The 26,739-nt window shown below is 36.7% G+C and carries 25 protein-coding genes; 14 read left to right on the forward strand and 11 right to left on the reverse strand.

Going from position 1 to position 26,739, the window contains the following annotated elements:
- The first annotated feature begins 62 nt into the window (after window positions 1-62).
- The 4 genes from WJN01_RS00175 (at window position 63) to WJN01_RS00190 (ending at window position 4,501) form a co-directional block, all read left to right on the forward strand.
- Window positions 63-1,226 carry a hypothetical protein gene (locus WJN01_RS00175; protein WP_445195154.1) on the forward strand — a complete coding sequence of 388 codons (1,164 nt, stop codon included), beginning with the start codon at window positions 63-65 and terminating at the stop codon, window positions 1,224-1,226.
- Window positions 1,227-1,255: 29 nt separating this feature from the next.
- Window positions 1,256-2,806, forward strand: coding sequence for an OmpP1/FadL family transporter (locus WJN01_RS00180; RefSeq protein ID WP_445195155.1), 1,551 nt, complete (start codon window positions 1,256-1,258; stop codon window positions 2,804-2,806).
- A 277-nt stretch (window positions 2,807-3,083) separates the two neighbouring features.
- Entirely contained in the window at window positions 3,084-3,560 is a 477-nt protein-coding gene (locus tag WJN01_RS00185; protein ID WP_445195156.1) for an Hsp20/alpha crystallin family protein, read from the forward strand.
- 206 nt (window positions 3,561-3,766) lie between these two features.
- Window positions 3,767-4,501 (forward strand): energy transducer TonB, encoded by a 735-nt coding sequence (locus tag WJN01_RS00190; RefSeq protein WP_445195157.1) that lies wholly within the window; start codon window positions 3,767-3,769, stop codon window positions 4,499-4,501.
- Window positions 4,502-4,543: 42 nt separating this feature from the next.
- Here the strand turns inward: WJN01_RS00190 and lpxD are convergent, their stop codons facing one another.
- The 3 genes from lpxD to WJN01_RS00205 form a co-directional block, all read right to left on the reverse strand.
- Window positions 4,544-5,536 carry a UDP-3-O-(3-hydroxymyristoyl)glucosamine N-acyltransferase gene (gene lpxD / locus WJN01_RS00195; protein WP_445195158.1) on the reverse strand — a complete coding sequence of 331 codons (993 nt, stop codon included), beginning with the start codon at window positions 5,534-5,536 and terminating at the stop codon, window positions 4,544-4,546.
- A gap of 62 nt (window positions 5,537-5,598) precedes the next feature.
- On the reverse strand, window positions 5,599-6,771 hold the full coding sequence (locus WJN01_RS00200; RefSeq protein ID WP_445195159.1) for an LETM1-related biofilm-associated protein: 1,173 nt from the start codon (window positions 6,769-6,771) through the stop codon (window positions 5,599-5,601).
- Window positions 6,772-6,904: 133 nt separating this feature from the next.
- Window positions 6,905-8,212, reverse strand: a complete 1,308-nt coding sequence (locus WJN01_RS00205; RefSeq protein WP_445195160.1) for an exo-beta-N-acetylmuramidase NamZ family protein — start codon at window positions 8,210-8,212, stop codon at window positions 6,905-6,907.
- A 7-nt stretch (window positions 8,213-8,219) separates the two neighbouring features.
- On the opposite strand from WJN01_RS00205, the gene WJN01_RS00210 reads away from it, so the two are divergent.
- Window positions 8,220-9,455: an ABC transporter permease gene (locus tag WJN01_RS00210; RefSeq protein WP_445195161.1), complete on the forward strand. Its 1,236-nt coding sequence runs from the start codon at window positions 8,220-8,222 to the stop codon at window positions 9,453-9,455.
- A 94-nt stretch (window positions 9,456-9,549) separates the two neighbouring features.
- Here the strand turns inward: WJN01_RS00210 and WJN01_RS00215 are convergent, their stop codons facing one another.
- Both WJN01_RS00215 and WJN01_RS00220 read right to left on the reverse strand, forming a co-directional pair.
- Window positions 9,550-10,140: a pseudouridine synthase gene (locus WJN01_RS00215; RefSeq protein ID WP_445195162.1), complete on the reverse strand. Its 591-nt coding sequence runs from the start codon at window positions 10,138-10,140 to the stop codon at window positions 9,550-9,552.
- A complete protein-coding gene (locus WJN01_RS00220) occupies window positions 10,133-12,424 on the reverse strand; it encodes a type IA DNA topoisomerase (protein ID WP_445195163.1) in 2,292 nt (763 codons plus the stop codon). The genes WJN01_RS00215 and WJN01_RS00220 overlap by 8 nt, the downstream gene beginning before the upstream one ends.
- A 338-nt stretch (window positions 12,425-12,762) precedes the next feature.
- Between WJN01_RS00220 and WJN01_RS00225 the strand changes: the two genes are divergently transcribed.
- Window positions 12,763-13,845 (forward strand): T9SS type B sorting domain-containing protein, encoded by a 1,083-nt coding sequence (locus WJN01_RS00225; RefSeq protein WP_445195164.1) that lies wholly within the window; start codon window positions 12,763-12,765, stop codon window positions 13,843-13,845.
- A gap of 7 nt (window positions 13,846-13,852) precedes the next feature.
- Here WJN01_RS00225 and WJN01_RS00230 read toward each other — a convergent pair whose 3' ends face one another.
- The 4 genes from WJN01_RS00230 to WJN01_RS00245 all read right to left on the reverse strand — a co-directional run bounded on the left by WJN01_RS00230 (window position 13,853) and on the right by WJN01_RS00245 (window position 17,658).
- On the reverse strand, window positions 13,853-14,914 hold the full coding sequence (locus tag WJN01_RS00230) for a phage tail-like protein (protein ID WP_445195165.1): 1,062 nt from the start codon (window positions 14,912-14,914) through the stop codon (window positions 13,853-13,855).
- Between the two features lie 142 nt (window positions 14,915-15,056).
- Window positions 15,057-16,061 (reverse strand): glycoside hydrolase family 43 protein, encoded by a 1,005-nt coding sequence (locus WJN01_RS00235; protein WP_445195166.1) that lies wholly within the window; start codon window positions 16,059-16,061, stop codon window positions 15,057-15,059.
- Window positions 16,062-16,121: 60 nt separating this feature from the next.
- Window positions 16,122-16,919, reverse strand: a complete 798-nt coding sequence (locus WJN01_RS00240) for a lysophospholipid acyltransferase family protein (RefSeq protein WP_445195167.1) — start codon at window positions 16,917-16,919, stop codon at window positions 16,122-16,124.
- Window positions 16,920-17,016: 97 nt separating this feature from the next.
- Window positions 17,017-17,658 carry an NUDIX hydrolase gene (locus WJN01_RS00245; protein ID WP_445195168.1) on the reverse strand — a complete coding sequence of 214 codons (642 nt, stop codon included), beginning with the start codon at window positions 17,656-17,658 and terminating at the stop codon, window positions 17,017-17,019.
- A gap of 37 nt (window positions 17,659-17,695) precedes the next feature.
- On the opposite strand from WJN01_RS00245, the gene WJN01_RS00250 reads away from it, so the two are divergent.
- The 5 genes from WJN01_RS00250 to ppk2 all read left to right on the forward strand — a co-directional run bounded on the left by WJN01_RS00250 (window position 17,696) and on the right by ppk2 (window position 22,164).
- A complete protein-coding gene (locus WJN01_RS00250; RefSeq protein ID WP_445195169.1) occupies window positions 17,696-18,400 on the forward strand; it encodes a peptidylprolyl isomerase in 705 nt (234 codons plus the stop codon).
- 63 nt (window positions 18,401-18,463) lie between these two features.
- Complete coding sequence (locus WJN01_RS00255) at window positions 18,464-19,654, forward strand: low temperature requirement protein A (protein ID WP_445195170.1); 1,191 nt, start codon at window positions 18,464-18,466, stop codon at window positions 19,652-19,654.
- A 154-nt stretch (window positions 19,655-19,808) separates the two neighbouring features.
- Window positions 19,809-20,879, forward strand: a complete 1,071-nt coding sequence (locus WJN01_RS00260; RefSeq protein WP_445195171.1) for a PIN domain-containing protein — start codon at window positions 19,809-19,811, stop codon at window positions 20,877-20,879.
- A gap of 72 nt (window positions 20,880-20,951) precedes the next feature.
- Entirely contained in the window at window positions 20,952-21,383 is a 432-nt protein-coding gene (locus WJN01_RS00265) for a DoxX family protein (RefSeq protein ID WP_445195172.1), read from the forward strand.
- A 40-nt stretch (window positions 21,384-21,423) separates the two neighbouring features.
- Window positions 21,424-22,164, forward strand: coding sequence for a polyphosphate kinase 2 (gene ppk2, locus WJN01_RS00270; protein WP_445195173.1), 741 nt, complete (start codon window positions 21,424-21,426; stop codon window positions 22,162-22,164).
- A 205-nt stretch (window positions 22,165-22,369) separates the two neighbouring features.
- Here ppk2 and WJN01_RS00275 read toward each other — a convergent pair whose 3' ends face one another.
- On the reverse strand, window positions 22,370-22,984 hold the full coding sequence (locus WJN01_RS00275) for a trimeric intracellular cation channel family protein (RefSeq protein ID WP_445195174.1): 615 nt from the start codon (window positions 22,982-22,984) through the stop codon (window positions 22,370-22,372).
- A 94-nt stretch (window positions 22,985-23,078) separates the two neighbouring features.
- Window positions 23,079-23,798, reverse strand: a complete 720-nt coding sequence (locus tag WJN01_RS00280) for an RDD family protein (protein WP_445195175.1) — start codon at window positions 23,796-23,798, stop codon at window positions 23,079-23,081.
- Window positions 23,799-23,822: 24 nt separating this feature from the next.
- Between WJN01_RS00280 and WJN01_RS00285 the strand changes: the two genes are divergently transcribed.
- The 3 genes from WJN01_RS00285 (at window position 23,823) to WJN01_RS00295 (ending at window position 26,739) form a co-directional block, all read left to right on the forward strand.
- Window positions 23,823-24,812 carry a stage II sporulation protein M gene (locus WJN01_RS00285; protein ID WP_445195176.1) on the forward strand — a complete coding sequence of 330 codons (990 nt, stop codon included), beginning with the start codon at window positions 23,823-23,825 and terminating at the stop codon, window positions 24,810-24,812.
- A gap of 68 nt (window positions 24,813-24,880) precedes the next feature.
- Window positions 24,881-25,537, forward strand: a complete 657-nt coding sequence (locus WJN01_RS00290) for a hypothetical protein (protein WP_445195177.1) — start codon at window positions 24,881-24,883, stop codon at window positions 25,535-25,537.
- Window positions 25,534-26,739 (forward strand): DUF4350 domain-containing protein, encoded by a 1,206-nt coding sequence (locus tag WJN01_RS00295; protein ID WP_445195178.1) that lies wholly within the window; start codon window positions 25,534-25,536, stop codon window positions 26,737-26,739. The genes WJN01_RS00290 and WJN01_RS00295 overlap by 4 nt, the downstream gene beginning before the upstream one ends.

Genomic DNA, 26,739 nt, shown 5'->3' on the forward strand with positions numbered 1-26,739 from the left:
TATAAAAATAGTTTGGCAAAACTAACTATTTTTGAGATGTTCAACAATAAAATTAAGAAGATATGCAATTTAACAACTACATAAAAATAAAAGCACCAATGGCAGCCATGTTTGGCCTGCTTATAGGTTTCATGTCTTGTGGTTCCTATCAATATGTTGGCGTAGATGACGATGGTATTTATGGTGAACCTGAAAGACATGCAGTATATGAAAAGGCAGTTGTTGAAGTGCCAAACGAATCAAACAGCAATTACTATAAAAACTATTTCAAGACCAAGTCTATTGAAGCCGAAAGTTATAATGCCGAAGACGCTATTTTTACTGATATAGATGAATATGAAAGTAATGCCTATGTTGAAAACGATACTATAATTGACAACGACTACCAAGGCTATGCTGGCTGGGGGCAAAACAGCAATAGCGTAACTATTAATTATATTGATAACGGCTGGAACAATTGGGGTTGGAATGCTGGTTTTGGCTGGGGCTGGAATAGCTGGAGATATAACCGATGGGGTGGCTATTGGGGATGGAACAACTGGGGATGGAACAATTGGGGTTATTATGACCCGTTTTGGAATCCATACTACGGAGGTTTCTACGGAGGCTGGGCTTACAACCCTTGGTATGGTGGCTTATACGGATACCCGTATAGATATGGCAGATATTATGGTTATAATAATTACTACGGAAATAGATTTTACAACCGAAGAGGTCTATCTTACAGTGCTACCAGAAGAGGTAGCTATGCGAACAATTATTCAAGAGACAACTCTATCAGCAGACGTAGCTCGGTAAGCACACAAAGTAGAACAAGTTCAAAATATAATACAACGGCCAGAAGAAGTAGCGTAAACAGAAATTCTTCGGTTGCAACAAACAATAGAAGCTATAATCCGAATGGAACCCGTGTTCAATCTAATACAGTAAGAAGGAGTACTACCGTTAGAACCCCTTCTACAAACTCAAACCAAAGAGCCTCATCTTCAACATCAAGAAGAAGTTCAAGTTCAGTTTACACACAGCCCTCAAGAAGCAGTTCCAGTTCTGGAAATACATATAACAGGAGATCATCTTCTTCTTCGTCCTCAAGAGGTTCCACCTACACACCTAGCAGGAGCTCTAGTTCAGGGTCTAGCGGATCGGTATCCAGATCTTCAGGTAGCAGCAGCCGAAGCAGCGGTGGAAGCTCCAGTTCATCAAGTGGCGGTGGAAGAAGACGTTAATCCCAAATTTTAAAGAAATAACAAAAAAGATGAAAAAGTTACAGTTGCTATTCATAGGTATGCTTTCTATGTCTACAATTTATGCTCAGGACATAAGTGATGCAATAAGATATTCACAAGATAATATTCAAGGAACTGCCCGTTTTAGGGCACTTAGCGGAGCCTTTGGCGCACTTGGCGGAGACATGAGTGCCGTTAGTTTAAACCCTGCGGGCTCTGCGGTCTTTAGCAAAAGTCACGCGTCCATTTCAGGTTCAAATGTAGATGTTGAGAACAGCACTGGTTACTTTGGAGATTACACCAATAACAATATTTCCAATTTCGACATTAATCAGGCTGGAGCTGCTTTTGTATTTGCCAACCGAAATACCGATTCTCCTTGGCGAAAATTCACACTTGCCGTCGCTTACGACAGAACCAATAATTATGACAATAGTTGGAATGCAGTTGGCCTAAACACCAATAATTTTGTAGTAGTTGATGGTAACAATAATGAAATAGTACCTGTTAACTCAATAGCCAATTATTTCTACCAGTATGCAAGTGGTGTTCGATTGGGAGATATTTCCCTTATAGGTGACGAATTAATTGAAGAAGCTTATCAAGACATTGGCGATGTTTTTGGCTTTGCTCACCAACAAGCCTTTTTGGGCTTTCAATCCTATATTCTTGACCCAGATGTAGATGATGACAATAACACCATGTACAATGCAACCAATACAGTTTATGGTGGAAACTTCTTCCACGATTATTTATACACCGCAACTGGATATAATGGGAAAGTATCATTTAATGTAGCGGCACAATATGATGACAACTTATATTTGGGCCTAAACTTAAACTCACATTTTATAGATTACCAACGCACCACTTCTTTATTGGAAGACAATTCTAACGGTGGATCGATTACGGCCATTGACTTTGATAATACTTTATCTACAACTGGTAACGGATTTTCATTTCAGCTTGGTGGTATTATGAAGCTTAGCCAAGAATTTAGATTAGGAGTAACTTACGACTCCCCCACTTGGTACACCATAGAAGAGGAAACTACGCAGTATATAAATTCCAACTTGGCCAGTTCTGATATAGTTTACATTGAAGACATTATAAACATATATCCTCGCTATAAACTGCAAACACCTTCAAAAATAACAGGAAGTTTAGCCTATGTATTCAGTAATCAAGGTTTAATTAGTTTTGATTATTCCAAAAAGGATTACAGCAAAACCAAATTCACACCGGAAAATGATTATATTGATTTAAATAGTGGTATTTCCAACGTTTTAACAAGTGCCGCAACTTATAGATTGGGAGCAGAGTACAAGCACGAACAATTTAGTTTTAGAGGTGGTTATCGTTTTGAGGAAAGCCCCTATAAAAATGGCGTAACCGTTGGTGATTTGAACGGCTTTTCTTTAGGCCTGGGTTATAACTTTGGAAACACCAAATTGGATGTAACTTATGACAGTTCAGAACGGACCGACGAAACCCCATTGTATACTGTTGGTTTAACCGATACAACAAGGATAAACAGAAAAAACTCCAACATTACATTGACATTAAGTTTCAATATTTAACCTACTTTACACCTAGCTAAAAGGGCTTGAATTGTTTAATTCAAGCCCTTTTGTTTTCACCTTTAGCTGATGCTCGAAGAAAGGATAATTAAATCCTGACTATCGGATTTCAAGAATCCCGAAATTTTGGCATTATCAAAACCCAAAAAAATGAAAATTTGTCAGAATCAGGTCAAAAAAAGCAGTTAAAAATGCCAAACTATCCCTTTTTATGTTCTGGCATTTAATTTGCCTATAGTAGATTGAAAAATAAATGTTTAACTTAAATTTTTTAATTATGAGCAATTTAGCAACATTACCAAAAAATGGAGGTTTAGCACATAAAAAAACATCATCAAACTTCCCATCATTATCAAACTGGTTTGATGATTTTTCAATAGGCGAATTTCCATCATTATTTTCGTCAAACTTTAATACAGGAATGACCGTTCCTAAAGTAAATATCAAAGAAGAAGCCGATGCTTTTGTTGTAGAAATGGCGGTACCAGGATTGAAAAAATCCGATTTCAACATAAACTTAGAAAACAATACACTATCCATTTCTGCTGAACTTAATGAAAATAATGAACATAAAGAGGAAGGCTATACACGCAAAGAATTTGGATATTCTTCATTCAAAAGACTTTTCACTTTACCCGAAACAGTTGAGGACAACAAGATAAATGCCACCTACAATGAAGGTATTTTAAACATTCATCTTCCTAAAAAAGAAGAGGCCAAACAAAAACCTCCAAGAAATATTAAAATTTCTTAAGCCAAGGAAAATTTTTAATGCTTTTAAAAACCTGCTTGATAAGCAGGTTTTTTTATTACCTTTTATCCCATAAAAACTTTATTTACAATATTTTAACCTATTATGTAGCTACACTCAACATGACAAATATCATTGTTATTCCGTTCGGAAAATAATAGCTTTAATATATCTAAAAATACAATTAGATAACTATTAAATCTAGTATCATGGAAGCTAAAAAGAACCCACAAACAGAAATAGGTAGAAATAGCAGCATCTATTTTGCTATTGGGCTAAACATAATGTTATTCCTTTCATGGCAAGCTTTAGAGTATAGAACCTACGAAAAGAGCGATGTAGAAATTGATATTTTAAACGTTGAAGCTGAGGAAGAGGAAGAAGAAATTCCAATATTAAACATTAATATGCCTCCGCCACCTCCACCACCTCCAGCAGTAATCCAACAAAACATACAAATTGTTGAAGATGTTGTTGATATTGAAGAAACTGTAATTGAAAGTACCGAAACAAACCAAGATGATGCCATTGAGGAACGCGTGGTAAGCGTAAGTGATGTTTACGTTGAAGATTATGAAGAGGATGTTGAAGTAGCCTTTGCGGTTATTGAAAGCGTACCCGTTTTCCCTGGTTGTGAGGGAAAATCGAGAGCCGAAACAAAGGAATGTTTTCAAAACAAAATTCAAAAGCATGTCATGGATAATTTCGAATATCCGAAAACAGCTTTAGAGATGGGCATACAAGGCAGGGTATCGGTTGTTTTTGTAATTGACACCAAAGGGCACACCATCAATGTGCGTTCCAGAGGCCCTGATAGACTTTTAGAGGAAGAGGCAGAACGCATTATTAACTTACTGCCCCAAATGAAACCCGGCATGCAACGCGGCCGACCAGTAAAAGTATCTTATGCTGTTCCCATTTACTTTAAGTTCAGGCCTAGTTAGAATATTGGTTTTTTTAAACTAAGGCTAGAAGCGGTAATTTGACTATTTTTTAACCAATTTGCGCATGGCCACCCATTGTTTGAGCATTTCCCTTGAATCTTGTGCGGGATAACCCAAAACCGTTTGACCTGCCCTAACATCACCAACCACACCAGAACCACCTCCAATGGTAGCTCCTGAACCGATAACCGTGTGGTCCTTTATGGTTGCTCCACCTCCAATTATTACCCCATCACCTAAGGTAACAGAGCCAGCAAGGCCACTTTGACCGGCCATTATGCAGGAACTCCCCAATTTACAGTTGTGTGCTATTTGCACCAGATTATCTATTTTACAGCCATCTCCAATAATCGTTGAGCTAAATTTTGCCCGATCAACACAAGAATTGGCTCCTATTTCAACATAATGCCCAATAATAACGTTTCCTATTTGTGGAATTTTAACCAAGCCTCTTCCATCATCACTAGGGCGATAGCCAAAACCATCCGCACCAATACTCACATTGGTATGGAAAATACAATGGCTGCCAATAACACTACGTTCGCGAATAACAGTTCCTGACCATACCACGGTATTATCGCCAATCGTGGTGTCATCAAAAATGCTGACATTAGGGTATAGAACAACCCCTTTTCCAAAAACAACATTTTTCCCCACATAGCTATTTGCTCCAATTTTACAGCCACCTCCTATTTTAGCAGTTTCGTGAATTACGGCTGTGGGATGGATATCAGTTTCAAACTCAGGAGGTGGAGGATTAAACATCTCTAAGATTTTTGCCATGGCCAAATCAGCATTTTTCACTTTAATAATCGCTCTATTCTCACCGGGCTCTACCGATAAGTTGTTATTTACCAAGGCAGCACATGCTTGCGAAGTTTCCCAATATTTAATGTATTTCGTACTACCTATAAAGGTTATATGGTTGTTTTTGGCATTTTGTAATTGCTCAGGACCTTCAATTTGCTGTGTGGTATTACCAACTAATTCACCTTTTAAAAGATCATTAATTTCTTGAATGGAGTAAGCTGCCATATAGTTTATTTAAGTTCGTAGTGTTTGTAAAGCTACTGGAAAAAAATGTGAAAACAGATTTTTTATTCTTCAATTCTGTTTTCATCAAAAGCGGAAGGCAGCAATTTGGGAATAAATTTAATCACCAAAGGCAACAATATTGCGCCACCAGGCAATAAAAAAATGGCCAAACTCGGTATGGATTTAAAAATATCCAATAGCTGTTCTTGTACTTTTTTTTGCTCCTCGGAAGTTAAATCCCGGACCGTAGATTGTGTTAACAAAACCATGAGTTCTTTACTGTCCTTTAACTCTTGATACAAACGTTTGCTATTTCTTGTAATCAATTTATGCACCATTTTGCTGGAGTTATTATAAAAACTCTGCACCACGTTTTTAGAGCTTAAAAGTGCTATATTGTTTTTATGCGTGGTGTAAAAATGGTTAACCGTTTTTATGGATTGAAATACTCTGGAAATATCAAGTTTTAGATCTCGCCCCAATTTTTCCAAAAACTGTTCTTCTTTAACGTCAATCATTTGGTCGCTCCAAGTAGCCATGCAGGATATATCTAAAACATAGTATTTTTCTTGTGGCGTTCTTATATGTTTTAATGCCTTGTTATAAGAAAGTTGCGCATTGTCTTGATAGCGAAGTGAAGACTCAAACAATCTGATTAAACTGTAGTCATATTGATTTTTATCGGCTTTTGAATTGAGCACATCCAAAGAAATTGCCACTATAGATGCCTCAAGATTCTTGATATATTTAACATCTATGCTTTCTTTCTTCAAGTACTCCATGTAAGCCAGAACATCAATATACAAAAGGGCATTGATAATAAAATAGTTGAAGTTTTTGGTCAGTACATTAGCATCTATTTGAACACGCTTGTGAATAATCTTCTCTAACTGCTCGTTAGATTTCTTTCCTCCCAAAAGCCCATCAAAAAAAGAGGTTTTAATCTCATTAATGGCCGCGTAGAAGTTTATAACACTGGCTACAAATGGTGTTTCACAATTAGAATGTGAATGAGCATAGAGAAATGAAAGGCACAAATTTGTTTTACAGAGTTCCTCTTCAGTGAGGTCTTTTTTTGGAAATACTTGGGCAACCACATCCAAATTACTACCATAAATAAATCCGCAAGACCTTAAGGAATCATAAAAATCTTCCTCTCCATACTTTAAAAAGCGGTTGTTTTTTTCAACCTCCTTTACCAGTTTTTTTATCCAACCTGCCGAAGATGGGTTCATGATTTATTTGCTGATTTATTGCGGGGTAAATTTAATGTTTTAAGCATTTAACATGCAAATTTTGTTATCAAAACCCTTTACTTAAGCAATAATTTGAAAGTTGGCATTTATCCATCTACCCGTGAATAATGTTTTAAGGGTAAAGCAGGTACTTTTGGCGTGTTTTTTTAAATTGACTTAGACCCTCTGTCCAAGTGGCTTTAATTCGTTCTTCAGTTAAACCTTGCTCAATTTGTTGTTGCAGTTTTTTTGTACCGGCCAATTTCACGAAGAAGTTATTGAAAAATTCAGATTTCTTATCGGTATTATTGTACGCTTCAATTAACCACGCCAAATTCAATGCATTCAAATTTTCGAATTGGGTTAAATCCTTTCCGTAGCATAATTTACCTTCATGTTTGGGATATTTAGCTCCTTCATTGGGTTTTGTTGTAAACTCAAAATTAAATTGTTCGGGATTTAAAAAGGGACTTCCAAAAATTTGAAACTGCTTATTGGTGCCGCGTCCAGCGCTAACATTAGTCCCCTCAAAAAAACACAAACTAGGATAAAGATTGATGGCTTTATCGTTTGGCAAATTGGGGCTTGGATTAATAGGCAAGCTATAACATGAATTATGACTGTAATTTTCAATAGGAATAACAGTAAGATTGCACTGCACTTCATTAGCCAACCATTTTTCCCCATTTATCATTTGGGCGTATTCGCCAATGGTAATACCATGTACCACTGGAATAGGATGCATGCCCACAAAGCTTTTGTGTTCCATTTCCAAAACTGGTCCATCAACGTAATGTCCATTGGGGTTTGGTCTGTCTAAAATTAAAAGAGGAATATTATTTTCGGCACAGGCTTCCATAACATAGTGCAACGTAGAAATGTAAGTATAAAAACGAGCCCCCACATCTTGGATATCAAAAACCATAATATCCAAATCTCGTAACTGCTCTTTTGAAGGTTTTTTGTTGTTTCCGTAAAGTGAAATGATAGGTAATTGAGTTTTGGTGTCTATACCATCTTTTACTATTTCTCCAGCATCTGCCATTCCTCTAAAACCGTGTTCGGGTGCAAAAACTTTAATTATATTAATTTTTAAGGATAGAAGTGAATCTACCAAGTGGGTATTTCTAAAAACAAGTTTTTCAAAACCTGTTTCTCTAGTTTCTGGGTCAATCCAAAAAAGAGAATCTTTTCCTTTAAAAACTACCGAAGTTTGATTTGCCACCACCCCAACTCGTTTTCCTTCCAAAATTGGCAAATACTTTTCAATTTGATTGGCACCCACAACAATGTTCGTGTCACCCTGAACTTGTTTCAGGGTCTCATCAAGATGGTTTGAATTTTCTTTTGAAGCCATTCCTTCCCCCTTCCTCACGTTTCCGCAAGAAATCATTATCAAAACAAATAATAAAACTGTATTTTTGAACACAATAAACTTCATTTAAAGATTGAATTACGAGTTTTTTATAGCCAAACGCATTATTGGCAGTAAAGCGTATAAAAGTAGCATATCGGCACCAATAATAAAAATTGGCATTGTTGCTATTGCAATAGGTATTGTGGTGATGATGATAGCCATAGCAACGGGCATCGGCTTGCAACAAAAAATTCGTGATAAGGTGGTGGCTTTCAACGGACATATTACCATTTCAAATTACGATAGCAATAACTCACAGGAAAGCCTTGTACCCATTTCCAAAAACCAAGAGTTTTACCCGGAATTTAAATCGGTTGAGGGTATTGACCATATTCAAGGTGTGGCATCTAAATTTGGTGTTATACGTACTGAAACCGATTTTGAAGGCGTGTATTTAAAAGGTGTTGGGTCAGATTATAATTGGAAGTATTTTAAGGAATTTTTAATTGATGGAAGACTCCCAGAGTTCACTGGAAAAAGAAACGAAGACGTGCTTATTTCAGAATATCTGGCCAACAGGTTAAAGTTTAAGGTGGGCGACAGCTTTCAAATGGTATTTGCTAAAGACGATCCCGAAAAACTCCCCAATATTATAACCTACAACGTAGTGGGCATTTACAGTTCTGGCTTTCAAGATTTGGATGCCCAATATATCATTGGTGATATTAGACATTTGCAACGCATAAACCGATGGGAAAACGACCAAATAGGGAATTTTGAGGTGTTTATAAATGACTACAGCGAACTGGAACAAAAAGGACGCGAAATTTACCAAAACACCCCATCAACATTCAACACACAAACCGTAACCGATAAATACTATTCCATTTTTGAATGGATAAAAATTTTCGACAAAAATATTTTTGGGATTATTGGCATCATGATATTGGTGGCCGGCATCAACATGATTACGGCACTCCTGGTTTTAATACTTGAGCGAACCCAAATGATTGGTATTTTAAAAGCCATGGGCAGCAGCAATTGGAGTATCCGAAAACTCTTTCTTTACAATGCGTCCTACCTTATTTTACTCGGTTTGTTTTGGGGAAACCTCATAGGCCTGGGCCTTCTGTTTGCGCAAAAATATTTTAAACTCTTCCCACTCGACCCAAGTGTTTATTATGTTACCGAAGCCCCAGTTTACATCAATTTTGGCTATGTATTTGCCCTAAATATTGGTACACTGGTTTTATGTCTACTCATGCTTTTAATCCCTTCATATATCATCACCAAAATATCGCCAGTTAAAGCCATTAGGTTTCAATAATTGATACCTTTTTTGCGTTACCACACCGCTGGCGTGGCCGGGCTTTCCGTTTATAGTTTTGGCTCGATGCAAACCTCGCCAAAAGCTAACCACTTCAATCCCTAACGCGTAAATCAGCCAACTCAATAACATCACCTGCCAACATATTGTCTATTTGGTAAGTTCCAATTCTAACACGTATCAAACGCAAAGTTGAAAACCCAACTGCCGAAGTCATTTTTCTAACTTGCCTAAACTTGCCTTCGGTCAACGTTATCGAAACCCAACTTGTTGGCCCATGTCTATCGTCACGAATTTTTTGTGTTGCCTTGGGTAAATCAGGAATATATCCAAGCTTAAAAACGGCGCATGGCTTAGTTGTGTATTTTCTCCCTTCAAAACCAATTTCAATACCAACTTTAAGCCTGCTTATGGCTTCATCGGTAATATCGCCATCAACTTGGGCATAATATTCCTTTTCAACTTTTTGGCTATTTATAAAGTTACTAGTTTTACCATCTGTTGTGAGCAACAGCAAACCTTCCGATTTTTCATCCAACCTACCAACGGGCATAATACCTTTTGGAAAATCGTGCAGTTCACCTAAAAACCTTTTGTTTTTTTGTTGTTTGGAGTTGCTGTAAAACTGACTTAAATAGCCGTAGGGTTTGTAGATTAAAAAATGTCTGTGATTTTCTTTAAACACTTCCGTTCAAAATTTGATATACAAGTTCCTTTGTTGGTTTTTGACCATTGATTTTAGCTTTAACTACTTCAAAGGTCATTTTAAAATCACAGCCCGATTTGTACTCACTACAGCCATAAGCCGTCTTACCTTTCAAAATGGTTCCTTTGTTACATTTTGGGCACTTTGGTTCGTTTGGCAACACTTTTTTCGAAGACTTCTTGGGCTCTAATTTTAGTTTAAAATCATCATCAAAACGTACAAGCCCTGCAACGGTTCCACTTTCGGATTCAAACCCCTTTAAATTAACTGTACTTCCCTTTTGCAGCAAGCGTACAAACTGCTTTTCAGATATTCTTTTTCCACTAAAATTAAAAGGCATTACAAAATCGCATCCTAATTTAAACGTGCTGCAACCATAAGCCGTTTTTCCTTTTAAAATATGCCCTTGCTTACATTTTGGGCACTTTTCGGCACTTATGCCCGCCTTTTCTTTGGCTTTAGCTTTGGCCTCTCTATGCTTAATTACATTGGCTTGGGAAATGTTCGCGCGTGTTGTTTCGCTTCGCACTTCGTAAACCAAGGCATCTACCATGTGCTTCATGTTTTTTATAAAAGCTGCTGCACTAAATGCGCCTTTTTCAATGTCTTTTAACTGCTTTTCCCAAGAGCCCGTAAGTTCTGCCGATTTCAATAATTCATTTTGAATGGTATCAATCAACTGAATGCCTGTAATAGTTGGCAATACCTGCTTTTTGTTGCGCTTTATGTATTTCCGCTTAAAAAGTGTTTCAATAATATTGGCCCGAGTTGACGGTCGCCCAATACCATTTTCTTTCATTAAATCACGCAATTCTTCATCGTCCACCTGCTTTCCTGCAGTTTCCATGGCACGTAACAATGAGGCTTCGGTGAATTGGTTTGGTGGTTTGGTTTCTTTTTCTAAAAACGATGGTTCGTGCGGTCCTTTTTCGCCTTTTGTAAATGTTGGTAAAATGTCCGATTCTTTTTCTTTAGTATTGGGCCCTTCAAAAACAATTCGCCAGCCCTTTTTCAAAATTTCTTTCCCTGTGGTTTTAAAAGGCACTTTGGCAGCATGCCCCAAAACGGTGGTGTTTGAAACCATACAATCGTCATAAAAAACCGCAATAAAACGCTTTACAATAATATCATACACCTGTTGCTGGGCTGAATTCAATTGAGTTTGCAAACCCGTTGGAATGATGGCGTGGTGATCGGTTACCTTTTTATCATTAAAAACCCTAGAGGATTTCTTTATTTTCTTTCCTAGAATTGGTTGGGTTAGCGTTGCATAATTGGTTAATTTTTGAAGTATTCCAGAAACTTTAGGGTAAATATCGCTAGGTAAAAATGTGGTATCAACTCTTGGGTAGGTTACCACTTTTCGCTCATAAAGCGTCTGAACGATTTTTAAGGTTTCTTCTGCCGAAAACCCAAATTTGGTATTACAATATACTTGCAAGCCTGTTAAATCAAATAACTTGGGTGCGTATTCCGTTCCTTCCTTTTTGGTGATAGACTCAATTTCAAAATCGCTTTCCTTGACTTTTTCAGCTAAAGCTTCCCCTTCTTCCTTCTTTAAAAAACGACCTTCCTCATAACTAAAAAGGGTATTGCGATAGGTAGTTTGCAGTTCCCAATAAGGTTGTGGTTTAAAATTCTCAATCTCCTTAAACCGATTGACCACCATGGCCAAAGTGGGTGTTTGCACCCTTCCTATAGATAAAACCTGGTTGTAACCACCATGCTTTAAGGTGTACAATCTAGTGGCGTTCATGCCCAATAACCAGTCGCCGATAGCCCTCGAAAATCCAGCGTAATATAAATTGTCGTAGTTGGTAGCCGGTTTTAGGTTTTCAAAACCTTCTTTTATAGCTTCGGTTGTCAATGACGAAATCCATAACCGCTTGACTTCACCTTTGTACTTGGCTTCGTTCATCACCCAACGCTGAATGAGCTCTCCTTCTTGACCGGCATCACCACAGTTTATAACCACTTCGGCCTTTTCAAACAAGCTTTTTACAATTTTGAACTGTTTTTGAATACCCGAATTCTGCACCACTTTGGTTTCAAATTTTTCGGGTAGCATGGGGAGATTGTTCAAATCCCAACTTTTCCAATAAGGTTTGTAATCGTTGGGTTCCTTTAAGGTGCACAAATGCCCAAAGGTATAGGTTACTGCATAGCCATTGCCTTCAAAATAGCCATCACGTTTAGTGTTCGCTCCTAAAACAGAAGCAATCTCGCGGGCAACACTTGGTTTTTCAGCTATACAGACTTTCACTTAAAATTCTTAAAAAAGTCCTGCAAAATAGAAATTTTGATGTGTTTTTTGAAGTGAAGTTTTTATGAGTTATTAACTGCCACCACTTGCTCATTAAAATTACAACTTACATGAAATATTGGTTAAAAAATAGAAAGTGACTTACCTGTTTTTAAATTTTTTAAAAACAAAACAATCATAGTACATTGGTTTTGGTTATTTTCGAGCATCAAGATAACTTTGTATAATCGAAAATGATAAAATATCGACTCGCATTACTTCTCTCTCTATGTTTAATCAACATCCTGAGTAGCCAGACAACCAACATTGGACAGGTTTACATAAGCCCTAACACATTTGTGAGTTTTACTGATGATTTTCACAATACAAGTACAGGTGAATTTTGGTATAATGGAGACATTTATGTTCGAAAAAACTGGAATAATGACGGGATAGTAGATTTTTCAATTTTTGATAGGAATGAAGGTCATATTCATTTTAATGGAGAAAAAGAACAAATTATTTTAGGATTCAGTCTCAGCCATTTTTTTGACGTAACATTCAATAACCCAACCGTCAAGTCCGCATTTAACCTTTTTGGCGACATAAGTATTTATAACGAGGCGGTATTTACATCGGGTGTTATTGAAAATAGACTTTCAGGAGGCACGGTTATTTTTGAGCAAAATGCAGATTCTTTTGGCGCGAACAACCATTCTCACGTCAATGGCCCAGTTATAAAAGATGGCTTTGAATTATTTGAGTTTCCTATTGGAAATGGAACTTTTCACAGAATGGCGGGCATATCTTCGCCTACCATAATAGATAATATGTTTATAGGAGAATATTTTTTTGAGGAAACCAATATAAATTACCCTGTAAACAATTTAGGACCAAATTTGAACATTATTGACAAAACCGAACATTGGTCTATTGAAAGTTCCAATAATGCCAATCAAGTATATATCACCCTTACCTGGAATGAGCAAACCACGCCTCAAGAAATTTTTAATGGTAGTATCGAATCTATTCATATTGCCCGTTGGGACAATTCTTTAAAAAAATGGATTGACCAAGGTGGTATTCAAAATCCGCAAAATCAATCGGTAAGCGCACTAGTAGAAAATCTAGGAGTGGTTACATTAGCAAAAGTAAATGAAACTAAAGAAATAGATTTTCCTAAATTCTTTACTCCCAATGGTGACGGTTATAATGACACATGGAACATTAAAAAACCTAACAACATAGAAATTCTCTCTATTCAAATTTTTGATAGATTCGGAAAACTATTAAAACAAATTGGCTCTGGTGAAGTTGGTTGGAACGGCAAATTCAATGGCAAACAGCTACCTAATTCGGACTACTGGTTTTTAGTTAATTACAAGACACTTGAAGACAACGTTCTAAGGAAATTTAAATCCCATTTTACTCTCAAACTTTAGCACGCTATTAATATTGAAATACTGTAACCCTAAAGGTATTTGGTCCGGGATCAGCAGTCATATTATTTGAAATATTAACCGCACGAATTGTTACTACATCATTTGCACTAACCCAAGCATTAAATAAAAGAGGCATACTACTTATTGCGGAATGTGGTATACCCAGACTTACTACATCCCCAACCTTAGCACCAGGAAAAGACATTACTAAATCTCTGTATTTAAAAACACCGCTACAACAGTACATAAAAGGAAAATCCAATACTACCGCCATACTTAAAGACCTTTTTATGGCAGTACCACCATTACCTATAATTATATCTCCATTAACTTCTAAAGTCGCTGATGGAGACACTGTTCCTATACCAACATTACCCAAGGAATAAATATCTTCAGTATTGCTAGTTGCCGGAGCGTTATCATCCGCCCCATTCCATGGCCCAAAAAAAGAAGCGTTTGATGCCTGAATAATGGTTTGTGTATTATCCTCGGAGGTATAGGTATATGTACCGTCACCATTATCGTTTAAAGTTGTAACAGTCTCACTAGCACCTCCTAAGGTTACACTCACCCCAAAATCATCCGTTATAGTATATGTGCCATCTCCATTATCAACTATAGTCGCAATCTTTGCATCAAATACAATTTGTTCGTTTAATGTGTTGACAAATGTAAAAGTACCATTATTGTTATCTAAAATTTCATTATTAGTGTCAAAGGTTGTTTTAGTGCCGTCTTCGGATGTATACGTGAACGTACCGTCTCCATTATTTTGCAAAACAGTAACTTCATTTGTTGAATCTCCAGTACTAATTATTCTTAGCCATTTTTGCCCGTTCCAGTAATGAAACCCTTCGATTAAATCTCCAGACGGAGAAATATTATAAACCAGTAAACTTTTTGGATTATCTGATGGATTAGCATCAATAGTAGAAGTATCTAAGGAGTTGCTAAGTTGCACTCTTGGAATAAGCACACCCTTATTTTCTGAAACGACATCTAATTGTGCAGATTCATCAGGCATAACGGTTCCAATCCCCATCTGAGAATGCCCTAACATAGAAATCATCAAAAATAAAAATATTGAAATATTAATTCTCACATTGATTAATTTGGGATGAACATATTTAATTTTCAACAAATATCAAATAAACTTTTTGTTTTTGAGATTAAAACTTTTGTGCTTTATATAATAACCAATGCAAGAGTGTTCAATCACCTTCATTTGGCATAAAGTCTGGAAAGCCACTTTCGGTCCATTTTAAAACCCTTGCACGCGTAGCCCGATTGGGATCGGAAAGCTCATGCCCCTTAATTTCCTTATAATCGCGGGCGTGGTAAATCATAATATCCGTTTTTCCGTCTTCTGAAGTAGTAAACGAATTATGCCCCGGGCCATAACGTTTTAAATCTTCGTTGGTGTAAAAAACAGGTCCGGGCGATTTATGCCAATTATTGATATCCAACAAATCGGCATTTTCATCAATCCAAAGCAACCCTATGCAGTAGTTGTGATTCGTGGCACTGGCCGAATAGCTAACGAAAATCTTTCCAGCATGTTTAATAACCGCTGGGCCTTCATTAACGTTGTATTTCATGCGCTCCCAACTGAATTCTGGTTCGGTGATGATTACCTCAGGGCCTTTTAGTGTTATTGGTGATTCCATTTCGGACAAAACCAAACCTGTACCATGGGCTCCTCCTCTTACGTTTTGGGCCCAAATGAGGTATCTTTTACCATTATGCTCAAAAGTTGTGGCGTCTAAGGAAAACGATTCAATGCTGGTTTTAATCTGCCCTTCTTCTTTCCATTTGCCTTTCATTGGGTCTTTAGACCTATTGGACAATACCCACATTCTAATGTTCCAAATATTTTCTGCCTCTCCAGCAGCGAAATAAATATACCAAGTGCCATCAATATTATGAAGTTCTGGCGCCCAAATATGGTGCCCCATTACACCTTTTTCGTGCTTTGTCCAAATTACCTTTTCTTCGGCTTCTTTTAGACCGTTGATGGTTTCCGATTTTCTCAATACAATTTTATCGTATTCTGGAACCGTTGCAATCAAGTAATAAGTTCCGTCATCCGATTTATGTACCAAAGGGTCTGCTCGTTCTTCAGCTAAAGGGTTATCAAACTTAATGTCTTGGGAAAATGTTACATTGTAAATAGCAACACAAAAAACCAGAGTGAAAAAATACTTTATTGATTTCATTTATTTTATTTCAAAAATTAAACGTTTGAATTTGTTCTCTAAAACCATACCATTAATGGCTTACCATTCCCTTTGTTTGTTAAGTTCCTCTTGGGCTTCCAATTCTTTTTGCGGAATCACTTTTAAAAATGAAGGATGCTGCTCAATGGCATATTCAATCTTTTTTACGATTTCATCGGTGGTTTCATTATCGTAATCTATCTCCAATGGCGCTTTGATTTCCATAGATTGTAAGATGTTCTTCTTCTTAACACGCAATCCTTTTTTATCAAAAGATCTTCTAAAACCATCAATAACGATGGGAATTACAATAGGTTTATAACGCTTAATGATGTGTGCCGTTCCTTTCCTGATGGGTTTGAAAGGCGTGGTTGTACCCTGCGGAAAAGTGATGACCCAACCGTCTTCCAAAGCCCTTCCAATATTGGAGATATCGCTCATTCTAACCTGTCTGTTCACATCCTTTCCTTCAGAACGCCATGTACGCTCAATACTAATAGAGCCGACATAGGCCAGCACTTTTGGTAACAAACCCGCCCTCATGGTTTCTTTGGCAGCCACATAATAAATATTGAGTTTGGGATTCCAGAGGTAGCCCACATTTTTTATGGAATCCACACGACCACTCAGGCTTGCATTAAACACATGGAACATGGCCACAACATCCGCAAAATAGGTTTGATGGTTTGAAATGAATAGCACGTTGGTATCCGGAAGGTCTTTTATAATTTCAGAGCCATCTATCTGCAACTCGTTAAACCCCCTAAAACGCCTATGCGTCATGGCTCCCAAAACTCTAATGAGCCACTTTTTTATGATCAATATGTGTCCGAATGGATTTCTTTTAAACAATCCCATAAAATCGCACGTTCAAAATTTGGTTAGTCCTACAATTTAAACAAATTCCAGCAAAACCCATTTAAATTGAGCCTACAAAAGTAACAAACAAAATAAATTACCAAAGCTGTTTCAGTATATCTTTAATTTCGCTGAGCATCATGGCCGTTGCACCCCAAACCACATGCCCGTTCAATATAAATGCAGGTACCTCAACCTCAATACTATAAGAAGTGGTCAACCTTTTAGTGATTAAAACTTGGTCATCCAAAAAATGGTCTAAATTAACTTCAATGATGTCTTCTACTTCATCTTCTTGTTTGATAAATTGCGGTTTGTTTTTGGTGATTCCAACAAAGGGTTGTACATAAAAGTTGCTGGGCGGAATGTAAACCCTTGTCAATTTCTTTACAATTTCCATCTGATTGATGGCCACACCAATCTCTTCATTGGTTTCCCTTAAAGCAGCTTCTTCTAATGAATTATCATATTTTTCAAGCTTCCCTCCAGGAAATCCAACTTGGGCAGAATGCACACCTTTATAGGTTTTCCTTAAAATGAACACCAACTTCGTTTGTTCAAATTCATCAGGATAAAATAATGCCAAAACACCTGCATGTTTCGCCCTTTTTATGGCCTCCTCCTGCTTTTTTAGGAGTTCTTGACGGAAAGGAGGCATCATTTTAAAATGGGATGTTTCGGCTGGAAGCGGTATATTTTTTATTTTTGGTAGCGATTGTAAAAATTCATCAAAATTCATCTGAAAAAGCCCAAAAAGGCACTTAAATTTTTAATTAATGAGATTCTTTTTAATGTTATGCGTTTTTTTCATCTTTCTGAATTGTGAAGATAAAAAAACTAAGAACAATAGTGCAACCAAAACCGAAGTTGAACAAAAAGACACCACAAACGCCCCTGAGGTACTTACCGAAGAACCAAAGCGCGAGTTCCCATTACTGGATTCAAAAAACGCTATGGAATTCTTCTTGCAATACGATAAAAAACATAAGGAAAATAAGGTGCGCATTACTACAGATTTTGGTTCTTTTGATGTGTTGCTGTATGATGAAACCAAATTCCACCGCTCCAATTTTATTTTCTTGACTAAGCTAAAATATTTTAACGGCACCCAATTTTACCGCGTTATTGACAATTTTATGGTTCAGGCCGGCCACAGCGACGATAAAAAAACCATAGAAAAACGGAACAGTATTGGCCAATACCTGTTACCACCAGACACCAAACGCGGTTTTAAGCATGACCGTGGTGTTATTTCCATGCCAAGTAGCGAAATTGAAAATCCACATAAATTGGCCTCGCCTTTTGAGTTTTTTATTGTGCAACAGCATGGAGGCGCCCATTATTTGGATGGCGATTACACCATTTTTGGTCATGTAACCCGAGGTATGGAAGTGATTGACAAAATTGCTGCTGTTGAAACCGATGAAGCCGATTGGCCATTGCGAAACATTTATATTCGTAATGTGGAAATTATAGAATAGTTCCTAGATTTTTTAGATTATTAAACCATAAAAAATATGCTATTGAGAATCAATAAAATAAAAATGACTGGACGCAGTTTTACCGAAGGTCATCGCGCTGCCACCCCATTAGAATTATTTTTTGATTTAATATTTGTTATTGCCATTGCTTCTGCGGCGAGCAACTTGCATCATGAATTGGCGGCACATCATACACTAAATGGAATTATTGCCTTTTTTATGGCCTTTTTTTCCATTTGGTGGGCATGGATGAATTTTACGTGGTTTGCTTCGGCTTACGATACCGATGATACCCCTTTTAGGCTAACCACTTTTTTGCTAATGTTCGGTGCGCTGATATTTGCCGTGGGTGTGAATGATATTAGTTTAGGAAATTCACGACCTTATGTTCCTGTTTTCGGATTTGTTATCATGCGTATTGCTATGTCCATTCATTGGCTTAGGGCAGCTAAAGAACACCCTGAAAACAAAAAAACAAACCTTCGTTACGCCCTTGGTATTATTTTCGCCCAACTATGCTGGGTAGCTTGGTTGTTCATCCCAAAGGATTTGGCACTATGGGCATTTTTGGTTTTTATGCTCATTGAATTATCGGTACCGCTGTATGCTGAGGGCAAAAAATTAGCAACCAATTGGCACCCCCATCACATTGCTGAACGCTATGGTTTGTTGACCATTATTGTTTTAGGCGAAGGGCTTCTTGGAACCGCCAATACTATTTCTGGCCTATTGAAAGACGAAACACATTGGTCGGCAGCAGCTTTCCCTTTGGGATTAGCGGCAGCTTCTCTAATCTTTGCTTTGTGGTGGACGTATTTTGAATTGCCCTGGGGAAGAGTTTTAGAGGAAAAAAGAAACCGGAAAGTAGGTTTTCTTTTTGGCTATTCCCATTTTTTGGTTTTTGCTTCCTTAGCCGCTGTTGGCAGCAGTCTGGAATTGATTGCAGACACCACACAACAACACTTTAATCCCAACGAAGTTACAGAACACCCAGTAACACCTCTATTTGCCATAACAGCACTTTCTTTGAGTATTGGCATTTACCTTATTACAACAAGTATTTTGAGAATTTTACTTATAGACCATTCAAAATATAATTGGCTAGCCCTGTTCACCAGTGTTTTAGTTGCAGCTATCCCTATTTTTATGGTTTCTTTAGGGTTAGAAATTATATGGGCACTAGTGTTTTCCGTTGTTGGTATATTAATTTACATCTCTTTTTGTAACTGGACGAAGTGCAATGTTTATAAATAAAATATTTTGTTCGATCTAGAAATAAAGGTATAGAACAATAATCCCCTACTAAACGCTCAAATTTGTAAGTAACTTTTGTATATATTTGAGTGGGTTGTAAAATAGAAATAAACGTTATTGCATTTAGCCTAATTAGTGCAAGTAATTTAAGAAAATGATCGTCGAAGACAAAATTGTATTTTTAGACACAAGTGTTTTTGAATCTGAAAACTATTTTGAGGGAAGAAATATCAATATCCTGTTCAATCTAGCCAAAGAGGAATTGATACATCTAAAAATGACTGATATTGTTTATCGAGAAATACTTAATAGAATCGAAAACCACGCAGTGAAAGCGGTTAATATTTACAAAAAAGATAAGCTTAATTTCGAGAGAGAAGCAAGAATTCTTCGAAACACAAATGTTTTAAGTGGGCATTTCGAAAGAGTAGATTTTAAGGAGCTTAAAGAGAAAGCTAAAAGAGAAATTCAAGAAAAATTTCATCAAGTTATCGCTGAGTTCAGAGTCGAAGTTATTGATACTAGCATTGTTGACATCAAGGAAGTTCTTGAAGACTACTTTGAAACAAAGCCGCCATTTAAAGATGGATTAAAGAAAAATGAATTCCCAGACGCATTAAGTATAAACGCTATAAAAAAATGGTGTGGGAAAACATCTAATACAGCAATTCATTTATCAAACGACAAAGACTTTGATGAATATGCTGAAGAATCTATTGATTGTTCTCACGATCTATCAGGTTTACTCGAATTCTTATTCACAGAAAACAGTGATATTCAATATGAATTTATAACTGCCATTTACAAAAAATCGATTGGGGAAATTGAAGTCTCAATTGAAAAAGAACTATCTGAAGATTTGTCAAGTTTAGCTTATTCCGAATTGGAAAATGATGCTTATTATCAGGATGTTGAAGTAGACTTTTTGGAAATCAATGATTTTGAATTAAAGATAGGTGTAATCAATGAAATCGAAGATGAAACCTTTTCTTATGAAATTGAAATGAACATTATTTTCTCTGTTGAAGCTTATTATACAGATTTATCAATGGCTTATTATGATAAAGAAGATGGAGTTTGGTGGGGAGAAGAAAGAATAAGTGAAACTAAAATGTATTCAGTTAATACTTTAATCTATGCGGATTTTGAATTGGAGGCAAACAAAATTGATGGGAATTTTATAGAAATTACCGACTTTGAATTTAGAGAGGTTGAAGAAATATAGAAACTGCATACAAAATGGATAAGTAAATGACTGTTCTAGCTTAGTCTGCTTCTAAAAACCACCCGAATTGACATGAACAAAAAACTAATAAAACTCTTTTTACGATTAGCAATTTCCATTGGATTTTTATCTGCGGCGGCAGACCGATTTGGTATTTGGAGCAATGAAGTCTCTGTATGGGGTAATTGGGATAGTTTTTTAAGCTACACCGAAATAATAAATCCTTGGTTTCCAAAATCATTAATCCCGACAATTGGAATTTTAGTAACTGCCGCAGAAGTTGTTTTTGCGATTTTCCTAATCATCGGATTTAAAACAGAACTGTTTGCAAAATTCAGTGGGGTTCTGCTTTTAATATTCGCATTGTCCATGTCCTTTTCAACTGGAATTAAAGGCCCGTTAGACTTTTCCGTTTTTACTGCTTCTGCTGCAGCATTCGCCTTGAGTTTAATGAAAGAAAAATATTTGGAATTAGATAATCTGATTTTTAAAACAGAAAAATAAAAACCACAGTGCAACAAATCATTCAAAAACTTAAAAAGACATGTTACTACATTCCATAGAAAACGACCCCGAGTTTATACAGCTGCAAACCGAAATGGTTCGTATGCAAAATTGGTTGATTGAATCGGGCAAAAGACTCATCATTATCTGCGAAGGAAGAGACAGTGCCGGTAAAGGTGGTGCCATAATGCGCTTTATAAGATTCATTAACCCACGGCACTACAGGGTTGTGGCATTAAACAAACCTACCGAAAAGGAAAAGGGACAATGGTATTTTCAAAGATATATTAAACACTTTCCAAGCCCGGGTGAGATTGTTTTTTTCGATAGAAGCTGGTACAACCGGGCCGTTGTAGAACCTGTGATGGGCTTCTGCTCCCAAGAGCAGTACGACTTGTTTATTAACCAAGTGGTTAAATTTGAAGAAATGCTTATTGAAGACGGGCTAATCCTCGTCAAATTGTGGTTTTCCATTGATAAAAAAGAACAGGAAAAGCGACTCGAAGAACGAAAAGTAAACCCCCTAATAAGCTGGAAATTAAGTACCGTTGATGCTCAGGCCCAACAAAAATGGGATGATTTTACGAAGTACAAGGAACTTATGTTTGAAAAAACGGGCACTGAAAATTCACCATGGATTGTTGTTAAGGGTAACAATAAAGACCTTGCGCGGAAAGAATCTATGAGATACGTACTCAGCAAAATTGATTACAGTCAAAAAGGACTTACCGGAATAAATCTTGACTTCGATCCTGAAACTATTAAGGTGAACAATAAATAATTACATATATACCTTTTACAAGCAAATAAATAATCACTCAAATTTCACCTATTTGTCACCTTGAGCGGAGTCGAAAGGTCTTAAAATGAAGAATTTGGATTAGGTTTCGACTACGCTCAACCTGACATTCAATATTAATTTTTTTGATATTTAGATTCTAAAAAAAAATCAATCAACAATAACCCATGTTACATAATTAAAAGCTTCAACTTTTATCAGCGTTCCTGTAAATATTGGGCAAAGCAATCTTAAATTTTACGGCCAATAATCGGGTGGTGATTACCACAAGCCCAGCAATGATAAACACAAAGTCGTCTTTTATTGGAAATTCATGAAGAACAAAATATACAACACCTCCTAAAATACAGGCGGTGGCATAAATTTCCTTTCTAAAAATCACGGGTATTTCATTACATAAAATATCACGTATCACACCACCAAAACTGGCTGTAATTGTGCCCAACGCAATACAAATTATAGGATGCAAATCGGCGCTCAATCCTTTTTCAATACCCACCAAAGTATAAAGTCCAATACCAATGGTGTCGAACAAAAACAGCGATGTTCTCAAGTAATTTATTTTGTTCCGTACAACAATGGCAAAAATCGCAGACCCAAGTATAGCGTATGTATAGTTCATGTCTTGCATCCAACTTACCGGTGTATTTCCAATCAGTAAATCGCGTAATGTACCGCCACCAACAGCCGTTACAAAGGCTATGATTAAAACACCGAACAAATCCATTTTTTTATCAAAGGCTACTAAAACCCCTGAGATGGCGAAGGCTATGGTTCCTAAAATATCGATGGTGTAAAGCATAAGGTTGTTTATTTTTTTTAAGATTCCAAGACGAGCTCGGAATGAGTGATTCGCACACTTTTTCAAAAAAAAAAAAAAAAAAGTGGCTCACTACTCACATATCTTGGGTATAAAAATTATAGTCCTTTAAAATCACATCAATAAACTCCATATCGGTCTTTTGCTTCACGTCTTTTATGCCAACCACTTCAATAATTTTTTTTCTCAATTTTATTAAGGTTTGGTAATCTCGCGAAGCCCTAGCTGAATTAAACGTATCCTTTATAATACGTGCGTCGTTATCAGACAATTTAATGACATTGGGGTAAGTTGGTTTGTAGTCGTCTCGCAAATTTTCAAGAATGGTGTGGCTAATATTTACACTGTCCTTTAGACCAATTACCGCAGTTCCGGCAGCCATATCACCAATGCGTTGGGTTTTCTTGTTGAACATCATCACGAAAAACCCTAGTCCGAAAATATAAACATCTACAATCCTAAAAAACCAACGCACCACATAATCTGAAAAAGAAGCCTGGTAGCCATCAATTTTCACCACCCTAATCTTCATAATACGCTTACCAATTGTTTGTCCTTCCAACAACGATTCCAAAGCCAAAGTATAGAACATTACCGGAAAACTCAGTACCGTATTTATAGCTATTTGCGACCATTGGTCCATGTTATCGTAAGCCCCAAAAGTCCAGCTCATTACCATCATATAACCAATTTTTATGGCCCAATCTATAATGAATGCCAACAAGCGCTCACCCGCCCCTGCGGCGTTGAACGAAATTTTTACATTTTGTGTTGTGTTAATTTGTAACTCTGACATTTTATATCTTAATTTAACAACTATATGAGGGAAGTTTCATTCATCAAGCAAAATAAGGAAAAATGGTTAAGTTTTGAAAGAGCAGTCTTTAATAATGATTTCAAAGACCCCGATGAATTGGCCTCGCAATACATCCATTTGATAAACGACCTTGCCTACGCTCAAACCTACTACCCAAAAAGTAAGGTGATTACCTATTTAAACCAGCTGGCAGCCAAGGCGTTCCAGAAAATTTATAAAACCAAACGCCAAGACACCAATAGAATAATTGGTTTTTGGAAAACCGAAGTACCTTTAATTTGCTACCAATACCGGAAATTTATTTACGTAGCCTTCATTATTTTTTTCGCGTTTACCTTTATTGGCGTGATTTCAGCGGCCAACGATGGTGAATTTGTGCGCTCCATTTTGGGCGATAATTACGTAAACATGTCTTTGGAAAATATTGAAAAAGGCGACCCCGTTGCCGTGTACAAAAGTGGAAGCAATTGGGGCGGTTTTATAGCTATAACCATAAATAATCTAAAGGTGGGCATTATTGCCTTCGTACTTGGTGTTTTTCTGGGCATTGGCACACTTTATATTATGTTTAATAATTGCATTATGTTAGGCTCGTTTCAGTATTTCTTTTACGAAAAAGGTGTTTTTTGGGAAAGTGTTCGTGGCATTTGGATTCATGGTTCCATGGAAATTTTTGCCATTGTGATTGAAGCTTCGGCGGGTTTGATTTTGGGTGCAAGCATTTTGTTTCCGGCAACGCACTCCAGATATACCTCTTTTAAAATGGGTGCCAAAACGGGCATTAAAATTTTAATCAGCACCTTCCCTTTTACATTTGCAGCCGGCTTTTTAGAAGGTTTTGTTACACGCTATTCTAATGTTATGCCGCATTGGTTATCGGTGGGCATCATCCTCATCACTTTGGGCATCATCAGTTATTATTACTTGGTTCACCCATATGTTATGCAAAGGCAAATCACAAAAACCCCATTCCTAGTCACTGACCATTCTTGAAACTTTTCAACTTACATATTTGTTTTTTTCTGTTTTTAATGGTTTTCAATGTTCAGCCATTTTTCGGGTTGAATACTGTACAAGAACCTGGAAAAATCAGGCATTTTGAGGACGATTTTAAAGAACATTATTCGGGAAGCAAATACAATTATGAAGGTGAAGACATTGTTACCCAAACACCTGCAGGCGCAGGAAATTACGAAGATTATAAAAACGCCAAAGACCGACGGAAAGAGCGAAACAATTCGGATGCATTTTCTTTAAACCTCGGCCCCATAGAATGGATATTTTATCTAGCTATTGCCTTGGCTGTAATCTACTTGGCTTATATTTTATTTAACGAAGGTGGAGCTGGTTTGTTCTCAGCCAACAGAAACAAAGCCATTAATTCTTATGAAGAAATAACTGCCGAAAACATCGAGCAAACAGACATTGATTCCTTTATTCTTAATGCCGAAAGAGAAGGAAATTATCGCCTTGCCATCCGGTATTATTACCTTTTGGTTCTAAAAACTTTAAGTCTTAAAAATCATATTAAATTTGAGGACGATAAAACCAATAGCGAGTACCTCAATGAGATTTACAATAAGCCTTTCAGTAAAGATTTTGAATACACCTCCTACCTCTACAATTATATTTGGTATGGCGAATTTCCGCTAAATGCCGACAAGTACCAGCTCGCAAAAACCAATTTCGCAACCCTTTTAAAACAGGTCAACACATGAAAAAAGTATTGCCTGTTATCCTCGTTTTAATTGCGCTAGTTGTAACAGCGGCCATTGTTATCGGTATTAAACGAACTAAGACTGTGGATTGGGAAGAGTCTTTTGATGAAAAAAGCAACAGGCCTTACGGCGTTAGCATTCTGTATAAAGAGTTGCCAAAAATGTTTGAAGATTATAAAGTGAGGACAGTTTACCATCAACCTTCTAGTTATTTGAGTGCCAATTCTGAAGACGGCTATGGCGAGCATGTGGCTGAAGGCAGTTATATCATTATTGGAAATTCCGATTATTTAACCGATGATTCTGTTGATGAATTGCTGAAATTCGTCAACGACGGGAATACGCTTTTCATTTCGGATTACTACTATCCACAAAAGCTTCACGATACCTTAAGCCTTGATATCGATTATGTTTTAAACGAAAAAGACAGCATTTCATATGAATCCTTAAAATATATCGACATTGACGAAATTGCCATAGACAGAAACGAAGGCGATAATTACTTTGGAAAATTCGACTCCATAAACTACACCGTTTTGGGGCATTCAAAAATAGATTACAAACACGTTAATTTTCTTCAAATTCCTTTCGGAGAAGGCAATATTTTTCTGCATACAGAGCCAAAAGCCTTTACCAATTACAACCTTTTAAAAGAAGATAGGTACAAATATGCCGAGGGTATTTTATCATATTTACCAGAAAATAATGTGTATTTTGATTCATATGTAAAAATACAAACGGGTTATGATGGCGACGTTGAAAAAGAATCTAACCTCAGTTGGTTTTTGGAGCAAATGTCGTTTCGGTGGGCCTGGTACACGGCGCTTATTTTTACTGTTTTATTCATGATTTTTAATGCCAAACGCAGACAACGTATTATAAAAATCATTAAACCATTACAAAACACCACGATTGGTTTTGTTAAAACCGTTTCGAACTTGTATTTTGAAACCCAAGACCACAAAAATTTAGTCCACAAAAAAATCACGTACTTTTTAGAAAAAATCAGAACCGATTACAACATAGATACTTCTGTTTTAAACGAAGAATTCATTAAAAAACTGGCCTCAAAAACAGGAAAGAAAAAAGAAGACGTAAAAAAAGTAATCGATTTTATAAATTGGCTTAGAACAAAAAATGAGTTTTTTGAAGACAACCTCATAAAACTCAACAGACATATTGAAGCATTTTACACCAAATAA

The sequence above is a fragment of the Tamlana sedimenti genome (assembly GCF_038148895.1).
In the GTDB taxonomy this organism is placed as follows: domain Bacteria; phylum Bacteroidota; class Bacteroidia; order Flavobacteriales; family Flavobacteriaceae; genus Tamlana.